The sequence below is a fragment of the Terriglobia bacterium genome (genome assembly GCA_020073495.1).
In the GTDB taxonomy this organism is placed as follows: domain Bacteria; phylum Acidobacteriota; class Terriglobia; order Terriglobales; family Acidobacteriaceae; genus JAIQFD01.
The window spans coordinates 364443-388469 of the sequence record JAIQFD010000003.1; the positions used below are offsets into that span (position 1 = coordinate 364443).

The 24027-nt window shown below is 63.3% G+C and carries 24 protein-coding genes; 5 read left to right on the forward strand and 19 right to left on the reverse strand.

The genetic code is table 11. From position 1 onward, the window contains the following. Window positions 1-104: 104 nt before the first annotated feature. Window positions 105-554 carry a cyclic nucleotide-binding domain-containing protein gene (locus LAN37_09000; GenBank protein MBZ5647345.1) on the reverse strand — a complete coding sequence of 150 codons (450 nt, stop codon included), beginning with the start codon at window positions 552-554 and terminating at the stop codon, window positions 105-107. A gap of 154 nt (window positions 555-708) precedes the next feature. Continuing rightward, entirely contained in the window at window positions 709-1359 is a 651-nt protein-coding gene (locus LAN37_09005) for a Crp/Fnr family transcriptional regulator (GenBank protein MBZ5647346.1), read from the reverse strand. 786 nt (window positions 1360-2145) lie between these two features. Between LAN37_09005 and LAN37_09010 the strand changes: the two genes are divergently transcribed. The 3 genes from LAN37_09010 (at window position 2146) to LAN37_09020 (ending at window position 5338) form a co-directional block, all read left to right on the forward strand. After that, entirely contained in the window at window positions 2146-3297 is a 1152-nt protein-coding gene (locus LAN37_09010) for a hypothetical protein (GenBank protein ID MBZ5647347.1), read from the forward strand. Window positions 3298-3799: 502 nt separating this feature from the next. After that, a complete protein-coding gene (locus LAN37_09015) occupies window positions 3800-4231 on the forward strand; it encodes a hypothetical protein (protein MBZ5647348.1) in 432 nt (143 codons plus the stop codon). Between the two features lie 114 nt (window positions 4232-4345). Then, window positions 4346-5338, forward strand: coding sequence for a lyase (locus LAN37_09020; GenBank protein MBZ5647349.1), 993 nt, complete (start codon window positions 4346-4348; stop codon window positions 5336-5338). Between the two features lie 11 nt (window positions 5339-5349). Here LAN37_09020 and LAN37_09025 read toward each other — a convergent pair whose 3' ends face one another. The 13 genes from LAN37_09025 to LAN37_09085 form a co-directional block, all read right to left on the reverse strand. Further along, the gene (locus LAN37_09025) at window positions 5350-5868 is read right to left on the reverse strand and encodes a hypothetical protein (protein ID MBZ5647350.1); all 519 of its coding nucleotides are present in this window, start codon (window positions 5866-5868) and stop codon (window positions 5350-5352) included. 22 nt (window positions 5869-5890) lie between these two features. Continuing rightward, window positions 5891-6667: an enoyl-CoA hydratase gene (locus LAN37_09030; GenBank protein MBZ5647351.1), complete on the reverse strand. Its 777-nt coding sequence runs from the start codon at window positions 6665-6667 to the stop codon at window positions 5891-5893. Between the two features lie 3 nt (window positions 6668-6670). Then, window positions 6671-7006: a hypothetical protein gene (locus LAN37_09035; protein MBZ5647352.1), complete on the reverse strand. Its 336-nt coding sequence runs from the start codon at window positions 7004-7006 to the stop codon at window positions 6671-6673. A gap of 6 nt (window positions 7007-7012) precedes the next feature. Next, window positions 7013-7372 (reverse strand): hypothetical protein, encoded by a 360-nt coding sequence (locus tag LAN37_09040; GenBank protein ID MBZ5647353.1) that lies wholly within the window; start codon window positions 7370-7372, stop codon window positions 7013-7015. A 6-nt stretch (window positions 7373-7378) separates the two neighbouring features. Then, a complete protein-coding gene (locus tag LAN37_09045) occupies window positions 7379-7618 on the reverse strand; it encodes a DUF4177 domain-containing protein (GenBank protein MBZ5647354.1) in 240 nt (79 codons plus the stop codon). Window positions 7619-7645: 27 nt separating this feature from the next. Continuing rightward, entirely contained in the window at window positions 7646-8389 is a 744-nt protein-coding gene (locus LAN37_09050; GenBank protein MBZ5647355.1) for a hypothetical protein, read from the reverse strand. A gap of 19 nt (window positions 8390-8408) precedes the next feature. After that, window positions 8409-8861, reverse strand: coding sequence for a PAS domain S-box protein (locus LAN37_09055; protein MBZ5647356.1), 453 nt, complete (start codon window positions 8859-8861; stop codon window positions 8409-8411). Between the two features lie 121 nt (window positions 8862-8982). Beyond that, window positions 8983-10626, reverse strand: a complete 1644-nt coding sequence (locus LAN37_09060) for an acyl-CoA synthetase (GenBank protein ID MBZ5647357.1) — start codon at window positions 10624-10626, stop codon at window positions 8983-8985. A 13-nt stretch (window positions 10627-10639) separates the two neighbouring features. Continuing rightward, window positions 10640-11263, reverse strand: coding sequence for a hypothetical protein (locus LAN37_09065; protein ID MBZ5647358.1), 624 nt, complete (start codon window positions 11261-11263; stop codon window positions 10640-10642). Window positions 11264-11272: 9 nt separating this feature from the next. Next, the gene (locus LAN37_09070) at window positions 11273-11650 is read right to left on the reverse strand and encodes a hypothetical protein (GenBank protein MBZ5647359.1); all 378 of its coding nucleotides are present in this window, start codon (window positions 11648-11650) and stop codon (window positions 11273-11275) included. Between the two features lie 12 nt (window positions 11651-11662). Further along, on the reverse strand, window positions 11663-13039 hold the full coding sequence (locus LAN37_09075) for a CoA transferase (GenBank protein ID MBZ5647360.1): 1377 nt from the start codon (window positions 13037-13039) through the stop codon (window positions 11663-11665). Beyond that, entirely contained in the window at window positions 13039-14472 is a 1434-nt protein-coding gene (locus tag LAN37_09080) for a CoA transferase (GenBank protein MBZ5647361.1), read from the reverse strand. The genes LAN37_09075 and LAN37_09080 overlap by 1 nt, the downstream gene beginning before the upstream one ends. Before the next feature lie 432 nt (window positions 14473-14904). Then, window positions 14905-18057 carry a carboxypeptidase regulatory-like domain-containing protein gene (locus LAN37_09085; protein MBZ5647362.1) on the reverse strand — a complete coding sequence of 1051 codons (3153 nt, stop codon included), beginning with the start codon at window positions 18055-18057 and terminating at the stop codon, window positions 14905-14907. A gap of 500 nt (window positions 18058-18557) precedes the next feature. On the opposite strand from LAN37_09085, the gene LAN37_09090 reads away from it, so the two are divergent. After that, entirely contained in the window at window positions 18558-20306 is a 1749-nt protein-coding gene (locus LAN37_09090; GenBank protein MBZ5647363.1) for a mechanosensitive ion channel family protein, read from the forward strand. Window positions 20307-20618: 312 nt separating this feature from the next. Here the strand turns inward: LAN37_09090 and LAN37_09095 are convergent, their stop codons facing one another. Genes LAN37_09095 through LAN37_09110 form a run of 4 tightly spaced genes read right to left on the reverse strand, consistent with a single transcriptional unit; the run spans window position 20619 to window position 23231 of the window. After that, window positions 20619-21626 (reverse strand): arsenical pump-driving ATPase GET3, encoded by a 1008-nt coding sequence (locus LAN37_09095; protein ID MBZ5647364.1) that lies wholly within the window; start codon window positions 21624-21626, stop codon window positions 20619-20621. Between the two features lie 3 nt (window positions 21627-21629). Continuing rightward, entirely contained in the window at window positions 21630-22619 is a 990-nt protein-coding gene (locus LAN37_09100) for an arsenical pump-driving ATPase GET3 (protein MBZ5647365.1), read from the reverse strand. Window positions 22620-22652: 33 nt separating this feature from the next. Continuing rightward, window positions 22653-22934, reverse strand: coding sequence for a hypothetical protein (locus LAN37_09105; protein MBZ5647366.1), 282 nt, complete (start codon window positions 22932-22934; stop codon window positions 22653-22655). Window positions 22935-22949: 15 nt separating this feature from the next. After that, complete coding sequence (locus LAN37_09110) at window positions 22950-23231, reverse strand: hypothetical protein (GenBank protein ID MBZ5647367.1); 282 nt, start codon at window positions 23229-23231, stop codon at window positions 22950-22952. Window positions 23232-23348: 117 nt separating this feature from the next. Here LAN37_09110 and LAN37_09115 point away from each other — a divergent pair, with 117 nt between their 5' ends. Further along, window positions 23349-23978: a hypothetical protein gene (locus LAN37_09115; GenBank protein MBZ5647368.1), complete on the forward strand. Its 630-nt coding sequence runs from the start codon at window positions 23349-23351 to the stop codon at window positions 23976-23978. Window positions 23979-24027 lie beyond the last annotated feature (49 nt).

Genomic DNA, 24027 nt, shown 5'->3' on the forward strand with positions numbered 1-24027 from the left:
CACTCGGCCGCGGGCCGCCGGAGGCATCGGTACCAGGATTTCGAGACCTGCGTTGGCCGAAGGGGTGAGAGCTGCAGGGTAAGCACCCTGCTTTCCGATTTTGCCTATGCTTTGGAAACCGAGATAGCTCTTGCCTTCGCCAGTTCAGCGGAGGTGGCGCGCAGGCGCCGCGATAGCGTCAATGCGACGGAGCGGAAGAAGCGCGAGCCCACGTGGGGGAACGACTCGAAGAGAGAGATCAGGACCGCTGCGTCCAGGGCATCGGCGGTGAGTTCCACGTCGGCCACGACGGAGGCGCTGGCGGAGGTCTTTTCGATGAATGACATCTCTCCGCAGATGTCGCCCGGCCCCAGGGTCGCGATACGGATTACTTGGCCGCCGTTCCTCCGCTCGACGCGGGCGGTCCCCGTTTTCAAAATGTAGAGAGTATTGCCCACGAGACCTTCGTGGATTAGCCGCTGGTCCTTGGCGAAGCGGAGTTCGCGCGCCTTGTCGCGGATCAGCGCCCAGTCGTTGGGCGTGAGGAATTGCAAGCCGCTCTTCGCTGGTTCCAAGCCGGCCTCCGGGGGCGATCGTGCCGAGGGGCCGAAGGCGCGCGCAAAGGACAGGAACGGCCACCCAGGCCGTTCCAATGTAACCCAAATCTTGAGCCATCCTCGTGGCGCCGAAGGGTCGCGCACCTCGTGAGTTACCCGGGCGGAGCGCCGGCTAGGAGTGTGCCACGGCCTCCAGGGAAGCCTTGTTGCGGATGAGCAGGGTGGATCCGTTCAGCTGGATGTACTGTCTCTTCTTGAAGTCGGCGAAGAGCCGGGTGACCGTTTCGCGAGAGGTCCCGATCATCTGCGCGACCTCTTCGTGGGTGAGGGAGAGCTTGATGCGTCCGGGCTGGCGTGAGTCGCCATTGCTGAACGACCATTGCAGCAGCAGCTTGGCCAGTTTCTCCGCCGCCGAGTGTGATAGCCCGAGAGAGCGGATCTCGTGGCAGGCGGTGTTGTACATGTGGCTGAGCTGCTCGGCCACCCACAGGCAGATCTCGTTGTGCGACTGCATGAAGCGCAGGAACCCGTCGCGCTTTACGTACTCGACCTCGCACGGGCCGAGGGTCTCGGCGGTCATCTCGTACTGTCTTCCGGAGAGGGTGCCGGCCAGCCCCAGGACCTCGCCCGGTTCGGCGAGTCGGAGGATCAGCGTTTTGCCTTCGCTCGAGCAGATGGACAGCTTTATCTTGCCCTTGCGCAGGATGAAGACGCCGCGCGGCGCCTGTCCCTCGGCAAAGATCGCGGCGCCGTCGGGATATGTGATGGTGCAACTGATGGAATCGAATTCATTCCTGGCCTTAGGTGAGAGTTCGCAGAACATCAGGCTGGGACTCACCGGATTGCGTTGTTCAGAGCTGCACGCTGCTAGCACAGGCACCCCCCAAAACCAGCTTTAGTGCCATCCCCCAGGCTTGAGCCCTGCCCCTAGGGGATGACCTGCCGGTGTGTAGTGCATTCCGGGAGCCAAGGCGCCGGGAGCCAGGGTACTGCGCTCGGGAATTTTGTAACTTATTGATTTAATTAATGTTGCTCGATTTCTTGCCGTTGTGGCTGCTTCTGGCGGAGGGTGTTGCTCCGTTTCCCGATGGGGGAAAAAGCCGAGCCGGGCTTAGGCGCTTGGGTCATTACGCACAGTCAACGGTGACCCCTATCACTATCGAGTGTGATAACTTTCAGGTAAACCAGCCGCAGGACGTGCGGGGCGCTGGAGCAGCTTCCGGGCCTACGCTCTTCGGGAACCCGAGATCCTAGCCGTCAATGCCATGTTCCCGCCAAAATGGATGCGCACCAAGAAGGCCGCATGACGACTTCCGCCCACATGAGCACCGCTCGTGTGGGGCACCCCCATCATGGAGAGGTGTAACATTCTGGCGTTGTCTGGGCCACCCGCCACTCTGGAAATACCTGTTCCGCGGTCTGGAATCTGCCCGCCGAATACGGGTGAGACGCGATGATTGGATCAACAATCAGAATTGGTTGGCTATCAACGCTGCTGGGTTTGATTTCTCTTGCACTACCCGGAATCCCGCTAGCCTCTGCGGGTAGCTATGAATGGCCTCGAGTTGCTCCATTCAGAGCGAAATTCAACGTCCGCGATGTACGCCGGATGAAAGTCGATCTGGACCTGCACTCGGTGAACGGCTCTCCCCTTTACGGTCTCCGCTGTCGTTCCGGTGAGAGTCGTGACGCGGAGTTCGACTTCTCTGGGGATTTTCAGTGCTGGCTCAGGTCGTTGAACCCGGACGACGTTTACATCGATCTGTTTACGTACGAACCTCTTGGCAATCTAGGTATCGAAAGCAGAGCGCGATTCTTTTCGGAAGAACTGTTAGGTAGGTGCGCTAACTACCCTGAATACGGTCGGATCAGAACATTTCGGGTTCGCGGCATGGTGGTCAGGCTTGCGCTGAGCCATGTGAGATTCGTTCTTGGCCGTCGGTACGGAAGGGGGAAACCCATTACCCTCGTTCACAGCTTTGATCTCGAAGTCGGAGTTGTTCCAGACGGCAGCATTCTCTCCGCAATAGACGAAGACGTTCCTTTTGCGCCGCCACCGTTCAAGAAAGACAGTCTCGAAGAAGGCGGTACTGTCTCTCTCAATTGTGACAAAGTTCAGCACCGGCACATACCTGGAGTAAGCATCGCGGACAAGGTGAATAGCTATGGTCTCGGGCCGCCCTACCCGCGGGTTGCGCCTGCGGAGTTTTCTGTAGTACTTCCGAAGAAGGGCTTAAGGCCAGAGGATACTTCTGATTTTTCTCTTACCCTAAGAGATGACGCCGGCAACCCTGCATATGAGCTGGCTTGTTCTGTCTATACCATTCCATACGGAGGGGGGTTCACCATCATAAGGTCTGGCATCGATTGTAAGCTTTTCTCCACAACGAAATCGGTTGACCTATTGGAGGACAGCAGAGACCCATATAGCCGTATGCCGAGGGCGATCATCTTGCCAATGCAACTCTACGGCAAGTGTTCCGCTTATCCGGACTGGGGCGCGCGGCGCACATTTAGCCTGCGAGGTTTCAGGTTAATTATGGAGTTCAGAGACATCGTGTTCGCGGAGGGCGCCACCCCGGATGATTTTTGGCTCAAGCGCGGAATCAATCAGGTGACCATGATAGTCAGGATTGAAACTGTCCCCTCCGCAACGACACCTGTTGCCGCACCCTCGTATTATGCGGATTGGAGCTTCGTACCTGGGAAACAACTTTGCGAGCGGGTTCTGATTAACCCTGAGCTCTCCCATTTGCAATGAGGTGGGTGTAGGCACCCTAAGGAGCCTGGTAATCAGCGTGACCACCAACCACATCACCGACAGCAGCTTCTTCTACGACGCCAACGGCAACCTGACCCAGGAGGGCTCGGCCAGGTGCCCCACCCAACGCGGTTTTCGTTGGGTGGGTCTCTCCGCGTTTTTGCGGTGAGTATTTTCTCCCACCGCAACTCCCTGAAAACAAAGACACGCGCAAAATCTGGATTTGTATAGCTTTAAGCTATGTCAAGAACTTTATTTTCCGTCCCTGCAACTCACTGATCCTACAGGCCTAATCGCTCCGCCTCGCCGCGGAGCCGTTCCTTCGACCTGCTATTCTGGATGTAGTATGCTTCATTCTCGTGGGGCAGCTTTCCCCGCTCCAGATTCCCCCTTCTTTCGGCCTCCTAACTACCAGCTACTGACTACCAGCTACCTCTTGCTCCCCTTGATATCAACAGCTAACCCCTTTGTTTCAATTGATCCCCCGGAGGGGGTATACCCCATGAACGCCAACCGCATCGCCATCCAACGCGTCCGTGAAGACCTCCGTCGCATGGACCAGGTCCGCAAGGCGCCCCGCTGCCAGCACGTCAAGTCCAACGGCGTCCGCTGCGGCTCGCCCGCCCTGCTCAACCGCTCCTACTGCTACGCCCACAACAACATGCACCGCCCTTCGCCCGACCTCGACTGCCTTCCGCCCTTCGAGGACGCCAACGGCATCCAGTGCGCCCTCATGCAGGTCGCCGACGCCATCGTCCGTGACGCCATTGATTACAAGCACGCCGCTCTCCTCCTCTACGCCCTCCAGATCGCCTCTGCCAACCTCAAGCGCGTCTCCTTCGAGCCCATGCCCCACGACGTTGTCCTCGACGCCCCCGACGACGACGGCCAACCTAACAAGAGCAGTATCCCGCCCCAACGAGCGGAGATGTGACGTGCGTATCGCCCACACCATCGGCGACATCACCGAGCGCCTTGTTTACGCGCCCGGCAGCCGAGGATTAGCATCTCTAGCTATTGCGGTGGGGTTTCGATGGAGGAGGTGCTCATGCGATCGCACGTGATCCGCACTTGTGTATTGCTCGGCCTGTGTGTCGCTCTCGCGCTGGCGGCGGAGAGTGGCAAGGTGTCGATCAAAGAATGGGAGGTGCCGACGCCACACTCCCGCCCGCACGATCCCGCGCTCGCGCCCGACGGCTCGCTCTGGTACACCGGGCAGATGGCTAACAAGCTGGGGCGCCTCGATCCGAAGACAGGTGAGTTCAAGGAATACTCGCTGAAGACGCCCGATTCCGGCCCGCACGGTCTGGTGGCCGACCGCGACGGCAACATCTGGTTCACCGCTGCGTTCAAGGGTTACATCGGCAAGCTGGATCCCAAGACCGGCAAAGTGACCGAGTACCCGATGCCCGATCCGCGCGCCAAGGACCCGCACACTCCCGTCTTCGATCAGAGCGGCATTTTGTGGTTCACGGTCGAGGGTTCGAATTTTGTCGGGCAGTTGGATCCGCGCACCGGCGCCATCAAGCTGAAAGAGGTCCCGACACCCCATGCCGTGCCTTACGGCATCGTCGTCGCGAAGAACGGTACGCCGTACTTTTGCGAATTTGGCACCAATAAGCTGGCGAGCATCGATGCAAAGACGATGAGCATCACCGAGTACCCGCTGCCTGAAGGCGCGCGTCCACGGCGGCTGGCGCTGGCGTCCGACGGCGCCATCTACTACTCCGACTACGCGCGCGGCTACCTCGGCCACTTCGATCCAGCGACGAAGAAGGTGGAAGAGTGGCCGTCGCCCGGCGGCGCCGGATCGAAGCCCTACGGCATCGCTGTCACACCCGATGGCACGGTCTGGTATGCCGAAACTGGCCTACAGCCCAACACGCTGGTGCGCTTCGATCCCAAGACGAAGAATTTTTCGAAGACCGACGTGCCCTCGGGCGGTGGAGTGATTCGCAACATGGCCGCGACGCCGGACGGCAAGGTCTATCTGGCGTGCAGCGGGGTGAACAAAGTGGGGATCGCCGAAGTCGTGCAATGAGGAAGTTGCGTCTAGGTGTAGCCCGCGGAGGCCGCGCCGTAGATGGCTTTGCGGGCCTCGAGCTTCTGCTTGCGGCGCTCCAGCCGCCGCTGGATTCGGGCCAGCCGCGCGCGACCCTCAGGCAGCCGCATGATGACCTCTTCCACGGTGAGCAGGAAAAATGGCAGCTTGGGGCGCAGCTCCTTGAGAAAGGGCTGGAATTTGGAGAAGACGCAGTACATCTCTCCGGTGCAATCGAAGAAGAGCTGTTCGTGGAGGGCGCCGCGCAGCACGAAGGCGGCGGCCATCTCCCAGTAGGAGATCACCTGGCGCAGCCAGGTGTTTTCCCGCGAGGGATAGGCGCGGATCACGCGCAGCACGTCGTCGGCGGTCTCGGGCCAGAATTCCGCGGAGACGAAGTGGCGCGCCTTGCGCATTTCGTCGTCGCGCCGCAGGTCGTACAGATAGAGGATGACGTCGGCGTCGGCCTGCGTAGCCTTGGTGCCCGCGGCAGGGAAGATGCGCTTCCGCTTTCTGGTGCGGGTGCTCACGACCGCTCCCGAATCGTTGCGGTCATTTTCCCGTCCAGCACGCGGGGCGTTTCTGAAGGAACGCCGAAATCCCTTCCTGCGCGTCCATGGCCATGGAATTCATGCTCATGACCTCTTTGGCGTAGGCGTAGGCCTTGGGCTGGTCGAGATCGATCTGCGAGTAGTACGCCTGCTTGCCGATGGCGAGGGTCAAGGGGCTGGCCTCGGCGATGTGCGCGGCCAGCTTGCGCGTCTCCGCATGCAGTTGCGCCGCGGGGACGACGCTGTTCACCAGTCCCCACTCGGCTGCGGTGGCGGAACTGATGGGTTCGCCGGTCATCAGCATCTGGAGCGCGCGCTTGCGGCCGACGGCGCGGCTGAGCGCGACCATGGGCGTCGTGCAGAACAGGCCGATGCGCACGCCCGGCGTCGCGAACGAGGCCTCCTCGGCGGCGACGGCCAGATCGCAGGTCGCCACCAGCTGGCAGCCCGCGGCGGTGGCCATGCCCTGCACCTCGGCGACGACCGGCTGGGGGATGGACTGGAGGAGCGTCATCAACTGCGTGCACACGTCGAAGGTGCGCCGGTACTCGTTGATGTCCTTGCCCACCATCTCGCTCAGGTCATGCCCGGAGGAAAACACTTTGCCGGCTGCCGCCAGTACGACGGCCCGGACCCGCTTGTCCTTGCCGATCTGCTCCAGGCAGTCGATCAACTCGAGCATGAGCTGGAGCGAGAGGGCGTTGCGCCGGTTGGGCCGGTTCAAGGTGACGGTCGCGATGGGGCCGTCGGATTCGCACAGAACGGTTTCGTATGCCATAGGTCAGTGTCCGCTGTAGAGCGAGAAGTATGCGTCCTCGCCGATCCACTCGGCGATGTGGCCGCGGATCTCGGCGATGAACTTGAGGTCGGCATCGAATTCGTGGGCCACGACGCGCTGGTCCTGGCCATCGTAGTAGCGGACCACGAAGTGGTCCCCGGTCGCCTGCACGTCGATGGGCTTGCTGTCGTCGAAGTTCAGGCCCATGGTGACCAGCAGGTCCCAGATGTCCCACTCGCGGCCACGGATGACCACGCTCTGATTGCTGGTCCTGCTGATGGAGCCGAAGCGGCTCTCGATCAGCGCACGTCCCCGCAGCTCGTCCATGACTTCGACCACCTTGCCTCAGAAATCGTCGCCCGGCACCAAGGGACAGCGGAACGACACCGGACGCATGGAATCGAAGTATGCATCCTCCCCGATCCACTCGGCGACGTGGGCGCGGGTTTCGCCCAGGAAGCGGAAGTCGTCGTCGAATTCGTGCGCCACGATCCGCTGGTCCTGCCCGTCGTAGTAACGCACCGCGTAATGGCCGGCGGCCAGTCGCACTGCGTCAATCATCTTGGTGTCTTCCAGCGCCAGGTCCAGGCGGAAGAACAGCGCGTCCAGGTCGTAGTCAGCGCCGTTGATCTCGAGCTGTTTCAGGCCCTTCCCCAGCGGCCCGAATCGGGCCTCCATCAGCGCCCGTCCGTGCAGTTCCGCCATGGCGCTTCACCCCTCAGCGACCCTCGGCCGTTTGAAGATGAGGTGGATGCCGATGGTGCCATAGGCGAGTCCGTCCTTGTTGGGGGCAATGAGGGGAGCCGAGCTCACCAGTTCCCAGCAGTCCTTGCCGGCATCGTTGATCCACTCTTCCAGGCCGCTCACCATCCCCTGCTCGCTATCGTCGAAGACGACCATGCGATCGAAGTATTCCCACTGCGTGCGCTTGCTTGTGCCGTTGCTGCCCATCTCGTTCTCCTTCGTTTCCTCGACTGCTCACACGCGGGCGACGGCATGGCGGGAGGCCATCCAGCGCGCCGTGACCTCCATCACCTCGTAATTGAACTTCAGCTCGCCGTGGTTGAACCAGCGCGGCAGGTAGCGGATGAGCCCGTTGTCGTGCTGCACGTCGGGCCGCAAATCCTTGGTGATGTAAAGCAGTTCTGCGCCGGCGAGACTGGCTTTCAGGCCGGCCGCCCCCTCCATGATGGCGGGAATGTCGCGTTGAGCATACATCAGCAGGCATGGCTTGTCGTGCGGCTGCACCGGACCCAGCTTTTCCAGCAGTTCGATGACGTAGCCGGAATACGGCTCGCGGATCGCCGGGCTGGGGAAGTTCTCGAACATCCACTTGCCCTGCGGGGACACCTCCTGCACCACCGCTGCGGAGATGGCGACCATGTAGTCGGCGGAGGACATCAGAGCCAGGCGCCCGCCCAGACTGATGCCGACGGCGCCCACTCGGCCGTAGCGCCGCATGTAGGCGATCGCGGCCTCGACTTCGTCGCGCATCCCCACGCCGATCTCGGTGCGGTTTGCGCCGTGGCCACACGGGTCGATGGAGACGCACGCCACCTGCTGTTCCGCCAATAAGGCGGCAATGCCCAGCATGTGTTCCTTGGTGGAGCCGTAGGGCGGGACCAGCACCGCGCCGCTCTGGGCGGTCTTCGGCGCCATCAGGAATGCAGGGATGGGATGGCCGTCGGGCGCTTTCAGGTCCTCGATGCGCTGGAACTCCATGTCTCCTCCCTTGGGTCTGTCACTTGCTTCCGACTGCGTTCTTGATCTGAGCTTCCAGCGCCGCCAGCTTCTGCTTGAGGGCCTTGTCGCGCTCCCAGCGCGCGCTCACATCCTGGATGATGGCGGCGGCGCCCAGCACCTGGCCCGCGTCGTCACGCAGCAGGACGATGTTGAACTCGATGGAGATGCGGCGGCCGTCCTTGGTGAGCGCGGGGACAGCGAGAGGTTCGTGGCCGTACTTGGTCACACCGCTCTTCATCACCGCCTCCCAGCCCTCCCAGTGGCGGGAGCGATGCTTCTCCGGGATGATCATGTCCATCGACTGGCCGACCGTTTCTGTGGCGGTCCAGCCGAACATGTGCTCGCAGCCGCGGTTCCACAGGCGTACACGGCCATCGCGGCCGGCGTACAGGATGCCCGCCTCACACTCGTCGACGATGCGCTGGCAGAGCGACTCGCGCTGGAGTTCCACATCCCCACCTATCGAGCCGGCCCGCCCGCTCTGCCGCACAAGTCGGCGGAGGCGGACCCGATGCGGCGGGCGGGCGGGCTAGCACTCGGTCAGCGCCAGGTTCGGCGCCGATTGACCCGGATCAGACCGCTGTCTTGGCGACAGCGACCTCCGAATCCTTCTGCCGCAGGACCCGGCGCAGCAGTTTGCCGGTCGGGGTCCGTGGCAATTCGTTGACGATCACGACCTCGCGCGGAAGCTTGTAGGTCGCGATCTTGCCGCGGCACCACTCGATGAGTTCCTCGGGCTTGACCGACGTCCCCGGCTTGAGCACGACGAAGGCCTTGGCGATCTGCCCGCGGACTTCGTCGGGCACGCCGATGATGCCGACGTCCTGCACCGCCGGATGTTCCGCCAGGGTCACCTCGATCTCCTCGGGCCCGATGCGGTATCCGGAGCTCTTGATGATGTCGTCTTCCCGCGACACGAACCAGAAATAGCCTTCGGCGTCCTGGGAAACGAAGTCACCGGCCCGGTTCCAGCCGTCCTTGGTCACCACGTGGCGTTGTTTGTCCACGTCGCGCCAATAAATCGTTCCCGTCGGGCCACGCGCCACGAAGTGGCCGATGGTGCCTGCCGGCACGTCCGCGCCTTCCTCGTTGACCACCTTGAGCTCGTACCCCGGCACCGCTTGCCCGAAGGAGCCGGCCTTGGCCTTCTCACTGACCACGTTGGAAGCGAACACGTACATCATCTCGGTCGTTCCCAGACCTTCGAAGATGTCGATGCCGAACTTGTCCTTCCACGCCTGATAGGTGGGAGCCGTCAGGCTTTCACCGCCGCCGGTGCACAGGCGCAGGCTGCTCAGGTCGTACTTCTTCTGAGCGTCCGGCAACTGGAGCATCTTGCGGTAGGCAGTCGGAGCCAAGGTCAGGATCGATACCTTGTGCTTCTGGATGGTTTCGAACATCTTCACCGGATCGAACTTCGCGATCAGGGAAGCCGCCGCGCCGAAGCGGAACGGGATGGTCGCGTAGCTGGAGTAGCCGGCGCCGAACGCCAGGGGCGCCGAGCCACCGACCACGTCGTTCTCCTTCACCTTCCAGCCGTACTTGCCGAAGGCGTCGGGGATGATCAGCAACTCCTCCACCAGGTGGACGGTGCCTTTCGGGCGTCCGGTGGTGCCGGAGGTGTAGAGCAGGATGCCGACGTCTTCCCGGCGCCGGCGCACGGGGTCCAGCTCGGGCGAGCCCGACTGGAGGAGTTCTCCGTACGGGATGAAGCCCTTGGCCTTGACCTCGGCGGCGTCGCCGCCGACGACGATGATGTTCTTCACCGTCTGGAAGTTCTCCCGCGCCGCCTCCACCTCGCCCAGCAGGGCGAAGCTGACGACCAGGGCCACCGCTTCCGCGTCGTTGGCCACGTGCGCGATCTCGGAGCGTGAGAACAGGGGTGAGGTCGGCGTGCATACGCCGCCCAGCTTTAGGATGCCGAAGTTCGTCACCAGGGCCGGGGGAATGTTGGGGGTGCGCAGGATGACCCTGTCGCCCTCCTCCACTCCCAGGCCGCGGAGCGCGTTGCCAAATTTGTTCGCCTGCGTCAGCACTTGCGCGTAGGTGAACTTCTGGTCTTCGAACAGGATGGCCGTCCGGTCACCGCGACCGGAGGTCACGGCCTTCTCGAGCAATTCTTCGGTGGGGTTGAAGCGCTCGGGATAAGCCGCGAACTCCGGCAGCGTGTAGACACGACTCGGCCACAGATCGCGAGGGGGTAGATGATCTGCCATATAAGAAGCCTCGCTACCTTGACGCGCCTACGGGACGGGTCTTCTCCGCCTCGGCGATCGCGTCTTCCAGCGCCTGCTCCACGCGGATGAGGCCGCGTTTCGCATCGTTGCGCGGGAACGCCATCACCGGGTACCGGTCGCCCTCGAAGACGAGAAGCGCCGGCACCGTGGTGCCGAAGTCCTCGCACAGAGCGCCCTTGAACCCAAACACCGGCCGCACGCTGGCATCCGGGCCGCTCACCGACTTGTGATAAGTCGGGAAGCGGTCCTTCACGCTGGCCACGTCGATGGCCTTCGCGTCCACGCCGGCGCCTTGCAACGTTTTGATCAGTGCCAGGGCCTTGTTGTTGTCACAGGGGAAGGTCTCGCCGGGCTTCTGCGCAGAAGAGTAGTAGAACTCCACGCGCTTGGGCCCCGCGGCCACGGCCGCCGCCGCGGTCGCAGCGACCGCGATTGGCGGCGCGTAGACCTTTCCGCTGTCTTCGAACATGTCGCACTTGGTCCAGCCCTCGTGCGTGATGTTCAGCGTGAACGGCCACTCCCGCTTCGTGCATTTGCCCAGGTACGCCTTCTGGATGTTGGGATCGAGCGCCGGGCGAAGTCCCTTGCACCGAACGCACAGGTTATCGTTTGCCATATCGCCTCCTTATTTCGCTCCGGCAATCATGAACTTCGCCACACTACCGACCAGATCTTCCTTCTTGAGAGGATGTCCGCTGATGACATTGCCGCGGATATTCTTCGAGAGGGGAATCGGCCGGCAGACGGAATCGGGGCGAGCCCGAGGCGCAGGACGGGTAAGTCCCGGCCCCGAGATCCCGGTGTAGTCCTGCTTCTCGGCGAAGCCGGGGAGCAGGTCAGGTGTGCCCTGGGCCTCTGTCGGTCCCGAAACACAGGCGCCACCCGAGGTCTCGATGCGCCAGATCTTGTTACAGGTGGCGCATTTCGTCGTCCCTTTGAAATTCCAGAAGGGATACGGATCGAGAAAGTTTTTCGTTTTGCAGCTTGGACAAATCAGCAGCATATGAGTCTCCCTCTAGATGGTTTCCTGTTCTGCGAGCCGGTTCAGCTCGTCCGGACTCAGGCCGGCGAGCTTGCCCAGCACGTATTCGTTGTCGGCACCCACGGGTTTCAGCGCCCACTTCAGGCGAGGCGGCGTGTGCGACATCTTGTACGCCGGGCCCTGGTGGAGCAGATCGCCGTAGATCGGGTCGTCCAGCCAGCGGACGGCGCCGCGTTCTTTCCAGTGCGGATGGTTGGCTACTTCCTTGGCGTTCCAGACCGGCTGGTTGATGATCCCGGCCTTGTCCAGAATGGCCGCGACCTCTTCCTTGGTCTTGTCCGCCGCCCACTTCTCCAGCACGGGATAGATCTCCATCTGGCTCTTGGCTTTGACGCGTTCCGTGGCCTTGGCATACTTAGTTGCGAAGTTGCCATTGCCGATCACCTTGCACAGCTTGGCGAAGTCCTTGTCGCTGTAAGCGCTGACCAGGATGTAGCCCTCCTCGCTCTCCTGCGGGTTCTCCGACTTGGGGTACGAGGATTTGCCGCACATGATGATCCCGTGAACGCACAACTGGGTGTCCCAGTTGCCCCAGCGCTCGCGGGTGATGCCGTGCCGCCCGTACAGCGGGAGCGCATACTCCAGCTGGCGGGTGACGCCGTGCACCTGCGAGTACTCGGTGAATGTGCCCTGGCCCGACACCTTGTCGCGGTAATAGAGCGCCGCCAGAACCTGGAGTGCGCCCATCATGCCGCCCCAATAGTCGGCCAGCCAGATGGTGTGCTTGGCCGGCGCGCCGCCCATGAACTCCGGCTTTCCGGTCATGCCGAAGTTGCCGCCCTGGGACTGCCCGAGGATGTCGTAGGAAGCGCGCACGCGCCCCGGACCCCATCCCCCGAAGCCGCCCAGCCAGCAGTAGACCAACCGCGGGTTGATCTCCTTCAGTTGGCGGTAGCCGAGGCCCCAGCGGTCGAAGGTGCCGGGGCGGTAGTTCTCGACGAATACATCCGACTTGGCGGCCAGCTTCTTGACGATCGACTGGCCCTCAGGCCGGTGGAAGTCCACCGAGATGAAGTACTCGTTGGGGTTGGCCCCCACGAAACCCAGCCCTGTGCCCCGCTCCGGGATGTACTTGGAGAGCGGGTAGAGGAACGGTTCGTTGAAGGGAGTGGTGTGCCGCATGGCTTCGCCGCGCCGTGGCGCTTCGATCTTGATGACCTCGGCGCCGAGTTCTGCCAGGTAGGAGGCGCAGGAAGGCCCCAGGATGTACTGCGTGCACGACAGCACGCGCAGTCCCTTGAGCGCTTCCGGCTTGGAGAACTCTGATTTTGGGTTGAACAACTTGCGACAGTAATCCTCGAAAACTTCCTTCGCTGCCGCAGGAATGGCTGATCCATTTCCCTTTGCCATCAGAGTTCCTCCTCATCTTCCTCCGCCAAGGCGCTGACGGCTTCCAGGCGCTTGAAGTCCTCGCGCGTGAAGCCGAGCAGGCGGCGGTACACGTCCTGGTTGTCATAGCCCGTGGGACGCCCGAGCCATTTCATTCGGCCCGGTGTCCGGTGCTGCTGGAACGGGGTGGTGGCGTACAGGATCTTCCCGTAGTGCGGCGAGTCGTACTCGGCCACGTGCCCGCGGTACTTGAAGTGCGGATACTCGGCCACTTCGTTCACGTACAACACACCGCCCGATGCGACTTGCTGCTTGGACAGCTTGCGCTCCGCGTCGGCGCGCGAGTTGTCCTTCAGCCACTCGCACAGCATGGTGTAGGTCTTGACCTGCTGGTTGTAGGCCAGACGATCGGCCACTTCGCGCAGGTGCGGATCGCCGAGGATGTCGTCCTCGACTTTCGGATACTCGTCGCCGACCACGCGCCAGATGCGGTACCAGAGGCGATCGTGACCGCCGCCCACCATCATGTAGCCGTCCTTGCAGGGATTGACGGCGTAAATGTTGATGGCCAGGTCCCAATTGCCGAAGCGCGGACGGATGCTGCCGTCCATGGAGTGCCACGCCCAGCTGTAGTCCAGGATGCGGATGATGGCCTCAGCCGAGGTCGCTTCGATGAACTGGCCCTCACCCGAGACCGTGTCGCGGTAGTAGATGGCCGCGAGGATACCGATCCCTGCGCACGTTCCACCCACATGGTCCGCCATCCACAGCGCGGAACGCATGGGTGTGCCGCCGAACTCCTTGGGGTCGCCGGTGCCGTGCACGAATCCGCACGAAGCCTGGGCCACCGGGTCGAGCATGCCTTCCTTGTCTTTCAGCGGGCCCCACTGGCCGCGCTGTCCGACCCAGCAGTACACCAGCCGCGGGTTGAGCTCCTTGAGCTGGCGGTAGCCGATCCCCCACTCATCGAACTGGCCCGGAGGCGCGTTCTCGATCACCACGTCGCTGTGAACGACGAGCTGCTTGAAGATCTCGCGCCCTTCTTCCGAGTCGAGGTTGAGGGTGATGGACAGTTTGTTCCGCATCTCGTGCAGGAACTGCGCGCCCACCTCTTCGCCGGTCTCCTTGTCCTTGAACATGTATTCCCGGCGGCCGAAGGGAGTGAGCTGGCGCAGGGGGTCGCCGCCCGGAGGTTCGACCTGGATGACTTCGGCGCCGAGTTCGGCGAGCTGCGACGAGCACCAGTGCCCGATCATCATGCGGGTGGTGCAGTCCAGCACGCGGATGCGGGAAAGAGCTTCGGGTTTCTCAAAGTTATGTTCCTGGCGCAGGATGGACTCCAGGAACAGTGGATAGTCCTTGGCTTGATCGCTGAGCCCGGCGTAAACCTCTTCCGGCTTCGCGATCGGTACCGCCGGCCACGGCGGCAGTTTGGGATTGCCGTTTGTTGCCATTATTGCCTCCTCGACCCTCGGGACCGGGACAGGCGTATCTGGTTGCCCTCCAGCCCGGGGGCGGTACACTTCGGTTTGGTAGCTAGGCCGATCACCCTTGGATGAAGCGCCTCATGCATGGCCACCGGAACATCCGGCCCGAATGAGCGTTCGAACAATCGCGAACGCAAAAGACAAGCCAACAGCCGGGGCCGGGGTTGAGTCAAAACCTCGGAACACAGACCTACTACAGGGCCCTGGGTCGAACGTACCGTCCGGCAGTGGGATGCACGAGGACAGGGAAACCGGTGCGGCTCCGCCGACTCATTACATTGGTGGAGGCGGATTCTTCAGGAGTTCGGTCCGGCTTGCAGTGATTTCCGTCACACATATGAGTGACCGTTATCTCAGTGCCGCCGGCACGGCCCTCCCCCCGCCCCCCGCGCCGGGTTCCTACCATTGCAGTTTTAAAGCCACCTGCGCCTTCCGGGGGATGCCGGCGGCGTTGATTTGCCCGAAGGTGGGGCTGGCCACGGTGCGCCAAGCGTCGCCCTGGGCGGTCAGGAACGGGGTATTGAAGATGTTGACCAGTTCCGCCCGGAACTGAAGGTCCCAGGGGCCTGCGCCCGCCGGACCGGACTCGGAGAGCCGGAAGCTCTTGGCGAACGCCCAGTCGAAGTTGGTCAGGCTGCGCATGCGAGCACTGTTGCGCTCGCAGCTCCCGTTGCTGCCTAGCGCCGGCTGGGTATAGCCGTAGATGCCAGTGGGATCGCCCAGCACGAACCCGAATCCCGCGGGGTTGCAGTTGGCCCGGGTGTTGTCCAGGCCGGTGGGGATGAGGTTACCGTCCTGGTTGACGTCCACGACCCCGGCCACCGCCCCCGACATGATGGTGGCGGGCAGGGCCGACTGCCACATGTTCACCGACTGGAAGCTCCACCCCCCAAAGGCCTTGCCCAGCACCCCCTTCTGGGAGCGAAAGAAGGGCAGGTTCCAGATGGCGGTGACGACGATGCGGTGGGGGATATCGAAGTTCGACACTGCCCGCTCGGCCTGCGGGTTGGAGGCGTCCTGGATGTAGCTGTTGTCGTTGGCCTGGATGGTTGGGGCGAAGTCGGAGGCGTCGTCGATGGACTTCGACCAGGTGTAGGAAGCCTGCAGCTGGAGGCCGTGGGAAAAGTTCTTGCGCACCTCGGCCTGGAGGGAGTGGTAGATCGATCCGCCGCCGTCGTCGTGGGTATCCACCTGGTCGAAGCGCGGGTCCAGGCGAGCTCCGCCGATTTTGGAATTGATGGGGATCAGGCGGGTAAGGTGGTTGGCCTTGGTGCCCACGTATCCCAGCGAGACGACGTAATCCTTCCCCAGCCGGCGCTCCACGCCCAGGCTGAAGTTCTGCACATAGGGGTTGGCCAGGTTGGGATCGACAGTGGTGACCTGGCCGAAGTTCAGCAGGGCGCCGAAGCTGCCTACCTGGGCATTGCCCTGGGCCTGGATGGGCGCGGTCCCGTCGATCAGATTGGCAAAGCTGTTGGCGCCGCCAATCACGCAGGGCGGGCATGACAGGGTGTAGTTGAACGGCGGCGCCGAGCGGGCCGCGGCCAGCGGACCGAAGGTGAAGGAGTCCCAGTAGATCCCGTAGCCGCCACGGATCACGAAGTTGCCGTGACCGGGGTTCCAGGCGAAACCGATGCGCGGCGCCAGGTTGAACGGGTTGGCGGCGATGGCCGGCCCGCTGGTCCGGAAGGTGCCCAGCGGCCCGCTGCCGGCGGCGCCGATACTGCCGGGCGTTCCCGGGTCGAGCACCGAACTCTTGCCGTCGGCCTCGGTCTGCGCCGCCTGGATCTCCCAGCGCACGCCCAGGTTCACGGTGAAGGTGGATGCGACCTTCCAATCGTCCTGGAAGAAGAACCCATGCACAGCGGTGTGGAAGTTACGCTCCGTATCGCCGAACAATTGCTTCCAGCTGCTGGGCTTTCCCGTCAGGAACGCGTTCAGATTGGGGAAGGTGAAGACGCCGCGCGCGTTGGTGGCGTTGACCGAGTTGTCGTAGATGAAGCGGAGGTCGCCTCCGAACTTCAGCACGTGCGCCCCGTGGACGTGGCTGAACAGGTCGTTCACCTGGTACACGTTGAACGAGCGGGTGGCGGGCACCGACTGCAGGGAGCCGAAGTTGACCACCCCGACGATGAGGAAGCGCGGTGTCTCGAGGCCGTTCTGGGGAAGACCGGCGGCGGCCGCATTGCCATATGAGAAGCGCAGTTCGTTGACCGTCTTGGGGCTGAACACATACGTGTCCGTGAGGTTCACGTTGCGCAAGGCGAAGTGGTTATCCACGTCGAATCCGGGCAGCGCGTTCTGCGAAGGGAAGCGGGCCACGAACGCCGCCGTGCTCTGCAGATACCGCGCCGAGATGCTGTGCGCGTCGCTGAAGCGCTGATCGGCCTTGAACACGAACTGGTAGGTGTCCATGGGGGAGGGGATCTGGGTGACGTAGCGCCCCAGCATCGGCTGGCCGACGATGGGCTCGGTGGGTTCGGGCAAGTAGGTGTCGATCAGGTCCTTGACCACGGGATCGCTCACCGTGGCGCGCGCGGCATCGGAGGGCAGGGTGGAGACGCTGGTGATGGCGTTGCCCCGGGTCTTGCGTCCTTCGTAGCCGCCGAAGAAGAAGGTCTTGTCGCGGCGCAGCGGCCCGCCCAGGGTGAAGCCCCAGATATTCTGCTTCACCGGCGTGGCCTTGCCGGTTGTGTCGAAGTAATCGCGCGCATTCAGCGCGTCGTTCTGCAAGAAGTCGTAGGCCGTGCCGTGCAGGCTGTTGCTGCCGCTGCGCGTCACCATCATGACCTGGGCATTCGACTTCACGCCGTACTCGGCGGAGAAGTTGCTGGTGAGCAGCTTGAACTCCTGCAGCATGTCGGGGGAGATGGCCTGCATGCCCGGGGCAAAGCCGCCGCCCTCCCAGTCGTTGGCGTCGGTGTAGTCCAGCTGCACGGAACTGGCGCGAGCGCGGCCGCCGTTGGCCGCGATCAGGCCGGACTGCACCCCCAGCACGATCACGTAGGAGCCTCCGCCGCCAAAGGTGGATCCGCCGCGCGGATTGTTGGTGGGCGCAAGGCCAGCCCCGAGGTGGACCAAGGACATCATGTTGTGCCCGAGCCCGGGGAGGTTGGCGATCTCCGCCGCGCTGCGCGTGGTGCTGCGCTGAGCGTCGGCGACGTCCAGTTCGCTGACCCCGCCCACCACCTCGACCGTGGTGGCCGGCGCCGCACCCACCTCAAGCACCAGGTCCTGGGTCACCGTCTGGCTGGTCACCACGGTAGCGCTCACCACCGTGGGGGCGAAGCGCGGGGCTTCTGCGCGCAACTCGTAGCGTCCCGGAGGCAGGGCAAAGAAAACGTACAGGCCCGTGGGGCCGGTGGTGAAGCTGCGGGTGGCGTTGGTCTCGAGATGGCGCAGGGTGACGGTGGCGCCGCGAAGGACCGCGCCGGTGCGGTCGCTGACCGTGCCTTCAATGCGGCCCACGGTGTACTGCGCGGCGGCGGGAACCGCGCTCGCCGCCAGCATGGCGACAAAAAAGAGAATGCTGCATCGCTTGGAGAGGGACACGTGCTTTTCCTCGCCGGCCGCATTCACGGCCGGAGTTCGGCACTTGCCGGGTCACCGGATACGCAGCGAGTGGAGGAACCGTCGGTCTTCTTCTCTAAAGGCCGGCGGATCCGGATCGTCGAACGGCTGGTGCAAACCAGGACGGCGGTTGAGCAGAAACTGTTGCCCGCGCCGTCCCCGAGGACAGGATCCCGTGGGTCTAGCTAGACCAGTAGAGCCATCAGGAGCCGTAGCCTCGTGGCCGCCTCACTGCTTCCCCCCACCAAGCTCCCGAGTTTCCTCTCCCAGGAGTGCGAGAGCGCCGCGCGGACCGGGGGGCTCTTCTGGGATTCCCGTTCCCCGCGACGAGTCACGGTACAATCCATCACGAAGGGCATACGTCGTGCCGTGACAGCGGTCACATATAGCAGTGACCATTGACACGGGCGGGTGCGAGCGTCACCCCGCCGGCCTGCGCTCCGCTTGTCACCGGGAGAGCCTGCGGATACGCTGGAACGCGCATGAAACCCAACCAGCGGCTGACCCTGACCGTTCTGCTGGCGCTGCTGATCGCCGCCGTCGTGGGCCTGGTGCTGACCCGCGAGTCGGCCCCTCCGCCCAGCCGCTTCCGCCGCGGGCAGCGCATCCGTGTCCGCGACCTGGTGGACCAGAAGCCGCTGGAAACGGCGCGCCGTCTGGCCCTGCTGCCGGCCGCGCGGGAGGAGCGTCCGTTCGCCCGCCGCGCGCTCAAGCTCGGCGATGACGCGGTGGACCTGGCCTTCGAGACGGCATTGCGCGAGGCCGCCGCGCATCCCGCTCCTCCCACCGACGAAGTACGCGGCCTGCACCAGCATATAAAGGAGGTGCAAGCCCACATCGCCGCCGACCAGGAACAGATCGAGCGTCTGGAGCGCGCGGCCAAGGGCAAGAACGCGGGCGAGGCCGAGGACCAGCTCGAACTCGCGCAGGCGCAGCTCTCGCTCGACCAGGAAGAGCTCGCCGATGCCAAGCAGGACCTGATGCGCGCCGGGGGCGACATCCAGGGTTCCATCAAGCGCTCGCTGGATGAGCACACGGCCACGCACGCCACGGTGGCCAGCATGGAGTTCCCGCAACCTCCCGACGAGTCGTGGACCCTGGTCTCGCACTTCAGGAACTGGCGCGCCACCGCAGACAAGCAAAACCAGCTCAATGCGGCGGGCCAGGAAGCCACCGAAGCCGTCACCGCCCTCACCAGGAAGCACGACGAGCTGGAAGAGCGCACCAAGCAAGCGCGCGCCAGCGGCGCCGCCACGACCGTCGCGGCCATGCGCCAGCTTTCCGAGGACATCAAGACGCTGGCCGACTACGACCAGCGCATCCAGGACGAGCAGGACCTGACCACTGTGTATCGCGAATGGGGCGCGGTGGCCGCGGCGCGCCAGAGCAAGAGCCTGCACGGCATGCTGGAGAGCGCGCTGTGGATCGTGGTCATCTGCCTGGCCGCGTTCGCCGCGAACTACCTGATCTCACGGTTCGACGCGTCGCTGAGCCCGGAGAAGAGACGCCTGCGCAGCCTGCATTTCATCGCGCGCGCCGGAGTGCGGGCGTTCGCGCTGCTGCTGATCGTCATCGTGGTCCTCGGCGCGCCCGGGCAGTTGACCACCGTCATCGGTCTGGCAGGCGCGGGATTGACGGTGGCGCTCAAGGACTTCATCGTCGCCTTCTTCGGCTGGTTCGTGCTGATGGGCAAGAACGGCATCCGCGTGGGCGACTGGGTGGAGATCAACGGCATCGGCGGCGAAGTGGTCGAGATCGGCCTGCTGCGCACCGTGCTGCTGGAAACCGGCAAGTGGGGCGACGCGGGACATCCCACCGGGCGCAAGGTGGCGTTCGTCAACAGCTTCGCCGTGGAAGGGCACTACTTCAATTTCTCCACCACGGGGCAGTGGCTGTGGGACGAACTGGAGGTGCTGATGCCTCCGGACAAAGATCCGTATCCCATCGCCAAGGCGATCGAAGAGATGGTCACGAAGGAGACCGAAGCCAACGCACGCCTCGCCGTGCAGGAGTGGCAGCGGGTCGCGAGCAGTGAGGCACTGCAATCGTTCTCCGCCGCACCGGCCATCAACCTGAGGCCCACCAACATCGGCGTGAACATCCAAGTGCGCTACATCACCCGCGCCCACGAGCGCTACGATCTGCGCTCGCGGCTGTACGCCGCCGTGGTCGAACTGCTGCGCAAGCGGAATATCCCGGAGAGTGCGGTGGAGAAGGTGCCGACGGCGTAGGCCGGGACCGACCGCGCGGGTGATTCGTACGGTCGCGAGATCCTTCGGGGTTAAGACCCCTCAGGATGACACCTAGAAAAAATTCGGGAGGCGCTCGCGACGCCTCCCGTTTGCCACGATTCGGTCGTCCCTACGGGACTCGGTTAGTTTTCGAATGCGTACCCAGGACTCCCGTCCTGGGCTACCAACCACCCCAGCGCGCCAAAATCGGGCGCGCCGGGGACCCCCCGGTTCATGCGCCGCGCCGATGGCGCTGGTCGGCTCAGGGAAAGAAACCCCGCAGGACAGGCGAGGGCGCCTGTCCCACACGATCTACTTCGTGCTGCCCGCCAGTACCGGCACTTCGCCGAAGGCGAACTGCGCGACCTTGGCCAGAGCGGCGGTGCCGCGGACTTCGTCGTCGAGCAGCGGGAGAACGGCGCGCACGTTGTCGAAGTCGCGCCAGATCTCCTTCATGTAGCCGTCCTGCATGGCGACGCGGTTCTTCACGAAGTCGGGCGAGTCGGGGCGCACCTGATCCTTCTGGATCAGCATATTCACGATGACGCCGCCCACGGGAATGCCGAAATCGTGGAACCAGTTGATGAAGCGCTTGATGACCGCGATGGGCAGAGCCTCCGGCAAAGTGACGAAGAAGAAGGCGGTCTGTTCCACGTCGGTCAGGAGCTCGCGGGCGTGGCCGATGCGGTCCTTGAACTTGAGCAGGTAGTCCATGAGCGGGTCCTGCTCCTTCTTCTTGGTGAAGGAGAGCAGCTCACGCAGGGACTGCGCCTCCTCGCGGGACTTCATCATCTTGTTGACCCACAGCGAATAGACCTTGCTCATGCCCAGCAGGCGGCGAGCGTTGGCGGTGGGCGCGGTGTCGAAGACGTAGACGTCGTACTCGTTCTTGAACATGAGGTCCACCATGTTCTCGAACATCGCCGATTCTTCGAACGCGGGGTTCATGGTGGCGCTCTCGACGAACGAGTCGGCCTGAGTGGAGATCTCGGCGAACTTCAGGAACCAGCGGATCTTCTGCTTGATGTCCTGCTTGGAGCGCTCGATGGTCTCCTTGGTGTCGATCTCGTAGGCCCAGAGGTTGGGGACGCCGGTGACGTGGGTGGGCGCGCCGTAGACGTTCTGGTCGAGCAGGCCGCTGAGCGAGTGCACGGGGTTGGTGGAGGCCAGCAGCGTGCGCCGGCCCTGCTGCGCGAAGTGCAGTGCGCTGACGCCGGCCATGACCGTCTTGCCCACGCCGCCCTTGCCGCCGAAGAAGGCGAACTTCAGCTTGGGATGAGCGGCAACGAATTCCGTGAGTGATTGTTTGATCTCGGACATGGCTCAGTGCCTCCCGTTTCCGTTGCCGTACATCAGCCCGGCCAATTTCTCGATCATCGGCAGCCCGGTGATGTCGCGCTCCAGTTCGGGCACGCGCGCGATCACCTGCTTGCCGAAGGTGTTGTCGATCTCCTCCAGGTACCGCCCCTGCATCTTGAGCCGGTTCTGGAAGTACGGAGGCATCTGCTTCTGGGAGAGATCGGTGGGCAGCACGCGGTTGACGACGTATCCGGCGACGGGTACGTCGAACTTGGAGAAGAGCTGCGCCGCCTTCTCGGTGTCGAGGATGATCATCTCTTCCGGGACGACGACGAAGAAGAACGCGGTCTTCTTCCGGTCGGTGAGGATGCCCGACGACTGGTTGATGCGGTTCTTGATGTACAGCAGCTCGGTGAGGATGTGGTCTTCTTCGGTGACCTTCTGGCGCTTGATGCGGGCCACCATCTCCTCGTGCTCGCGCATCTCCTCGCGCAGCTTGGTGATGCGGTTGATCCACTCGTCATACACCTTGGCCATGGAAAGGTAATAGAGGGCGTGGCCGAGAGGCACGAGGTCGTAGATGTAGTAGTCGTACTCGCCGCCGACCACGATATCCACGACAGCGTCGAAGATCGCCGATTCCTCCATCGCAGGCTCGGCCGAGGCGGCCTGGATGTACTGCTCGATCTCGTCCGGCACCTGGTCCATGCCGTACATGTCGAGGATCTTCTTGCGGATCTGGCCCTGGTACTCGCGGATGTGGGTGTCGGCGTCGATCTCCTGGGCGTAGAGGTTGTTCATGACCTTGACCGCGCCCTTGCCGTAGATGTCCTGCTGGAAGATGTCGCTGAGCGACGCCTGCGGATCCACGGAGAAGACGAGAACCTTGTGTCCCTGCTGGGCGAGCCAGAAGGCGGTGGCGGCGGAGAAAGTGGTCTTTCCCAGGCCGCCCTTGCCGCCGAACATGATGTAGCGGCGGTCCTTATTCTGTTCGAACGTATCTTTGAGTGACATGTCGAGTCCTTATGAATGCGAGATGAGTGCGGTTTAAAACATGGCGTCGGAGACGTCTTTTTCGCGCAGCATGCGGCGCTTCCAGGTCGCGATGTTGGGCACGACGTAGGGCAGCAGGCGCAACGAGTAATAGGGCGGCAGGATGGGAACGCCGATCAGGTCGCCCATGGTGATGAGGATGAAGAGATGCTCCATGCTGGCGCGGGTGCGCATGGCGTAACGGGACATGTCATGCGCGCTCATGCCGTAAGCAATCTCTTTAACTTTGCTGAAAAAGCCTTGCTTCTCGTCGTTGTTTTCGGGTTTGTCGGGCATTGTCAGCTCCTAGGTTCAAACTCCGTGCAAGTGAAATTCTTCTTTGTCGGAAAGATCGCGCTCGCGCAGGACGCGACGCTTCCATTGAGCGATGTTTGGCACGACATAGGGCAGCACACGCAGCGAGTAGATCGGCGGGATGACAGGAACGCCCAGCATGTCGCCGAGGGTGATCAGCATGAAGGCGGATTCCAGCTCGCCGCGCATCTCCAGGGCCTGGCGCTCGAACTCGTAGGCGTAAAGGCCGTAGAAGAATTCGCGGACTGCGCGGAAGCGGGTCACTTTGGTCTTCATCATCCTTCCATCCGCAAGTACTCAGTACTCGGTACTCAGTACGCAGCGAAGCCTGTGTGATTTCCGTCACACGTCCGCGTGCGGCAGGGATGGGATAATCCCTGTGAGCACTGACAACTCATGTCGCCACAGCTCAGCATCTTCATCCTCGTCATCGTCTTCGTGGTCGGCTGGTTCGCCGTCGGCACCCAGCTCAACGTCCGCAAAGGCGAAACCGTGCTCAAATGGCTCCAGGACGGCTTGCCGCTCATCGGGGAAAAGGCCACCCTGCGCTGGCTCGGTTCCTCCGCCGTCGAGCTCAAAATCGAAGATGCGCGAGCTCCGTTCCGCAGCGCCCAGGTCCTGGTCCTGCTCGAGCCGCGCGACGTGCCGCTGATCTGGTGGTACTTCCGCCTGCGCGGCCGCCGCGACCTGTTCATCTTCCGCGGAGAGCTGCGCTCCGGCCCGCGGCGCGAGCTCGAAGTGCTGGACGTCGCGGCCTGGTCCGCGCGCAGGGCATACGCGCGGGTCAAAGCGGACCAGTGGCCGGCGGTGAATGCGCCGGCGCCGCTGTCCGCATTCGCGGCACAAGCCTCCACCGATGCTTCCGCGGCGATCCGCGCCGCGGCCCTCGACGGCTGTCCGCTGGCACGCCTTTCCCTGCGCCGCAGCGAGCCCAACCTCGAGATCCAGTGGCCGCTGGATGAACTCCGGAAACACTCCGCGCGCGAGGTCGTCGAAGCCATCCAACGAGCCGGTCAATCCAGTTAGCCAGGCCTGCACGGCCGGGCCACACCTTTGATGTCAAAGAGCGAGTAGG

Coding starts and splice junctions, on each gene's coding strand:
- LAN37_09005 (MBZ5647346.1), bottom strand. CDS start 1,359: ATGTTCTGCGAACTCTCACCTAAGGCCAGGAATGAATTCGATTCCATC.
- LAN37_09010 (MBZ5647347.1), top strand. CDS start 2,146: ATGAAAGTCGATCTGGACCTGCACTCGGTGAACGGCTCTCCCCTTTAC.
- LAN37_09015 (MBZ5647348.1), top strand. CDS start 3,800: ATGAACGCCAACCGCATCGCCATCCAACGCGTCCGTGAAGACCTCCGT.
- LAN37_09020 (MBZ5647349.1), top strand. CDS start 4,346: ATGCGATCGCACGTGATCCGCACTTGTGTATTGCTCGGCCTGTGTGTC.
- LAN37_09030 (MBZ5647351.1), bottom strand. CDS start 6,667: ATGGCATACGAAACCGTTCTGTGCGAATCCGACGGCCCCATCGCGACC.
- LAN37_09040 (MBZ5647353.1), bottom strand. CDS start 7,372: ATGGCGGAACTGCACGGACGGGCGCTGATGGAGGCCCGATTCGGGCCG.
- LAN37_09045 (MBZ5647354.1), bottom strand. CDS start 7,618: ATGGGCAGCAACGGCACAAGCAAGCGCACGCAGTGGGAATACTTCGAT.
- LAN37_09050 (MBZ5647355.1), bottom strand. CDS start 8,389: ATGGAGTTCCAGCGCATCGAGGACCTGAAAGCGCCCGACGGCCATCCC.
- LAN37_09060 (MBZ5647357.1), bottom strand. CDS start 10,626: ATGGCAGATCATCTACCCCCTCGCGATCTGTGGCCGAGTCGTGTCTAC.
- LAN37_09065 (MBZ5647358.1), bottom strand. CDS start 11,263: ATGGCAAACGATAACCTGTGCGTTCGGTGCAAGGGACTTCGCCCGGCG.
- LAN37_09070 (MBZ5647359.1), bottom strand. CDS start 11,650: ATGCTGCTGATTTGTCCAAGCTGCAAAACGAAAAACTTTCTCGATCCG.
- LAN37_09075 (MBZ5647360.1), bottom strand. CDS start 13,039: ATGGCAAAGGGAAATGGATCAGCCATTCCTGCGGCAGCGAAGGAAGTT.
- LAN37_09080 (MBZ5647361.1), bottom strand. CDS start 14,472: ATGGCAACAAACGGCAATCCCAAACTGCCGCCGTGGCCGGCGGTACCG.
- LAN37_09090 (MBZ5647363.1), top strand. CDS start 18,558: ATGAAACCCAACCAGCGGCTGACCCTGACCGTTCTGCTGGCGCTGCTG.
- LAN37_09095 (MBZ5647364.1), bottom strand. CDS start 21,626: ATGTCCGAGATCAAACAATCACTCACGGAATTCGTTGCCGCTCATCCC.
- LAN37_09100 (MBZ5647365.1), bottom strand. CDS start 22,619: ATGTCACTCAAAGATACGTTCGAACAGAATAAGGACCGCCGCTACATC.
- LAN37_09105 (MBZ5647366.1), bottom strand. CDS start 22,934: ATGCCCGACAAACCCGAAAACAACGACGAGAAGCAAGGCTTTTTCAGC.
- LAN37_09110 (MBZ5647367.1), bottom strand. CDS start 23,231: ATGATGAAGACCAAAGTGACCCGCTTCCGCGCAGTCCGCGAATTCTTC.
- LAN37_09115 (MBZ5647368.1), top strand. CDS start 23,349: ATGTCGCCACAGCTCAGCATCTTCATCCTCGTCATCGTCTTCGTGGTC.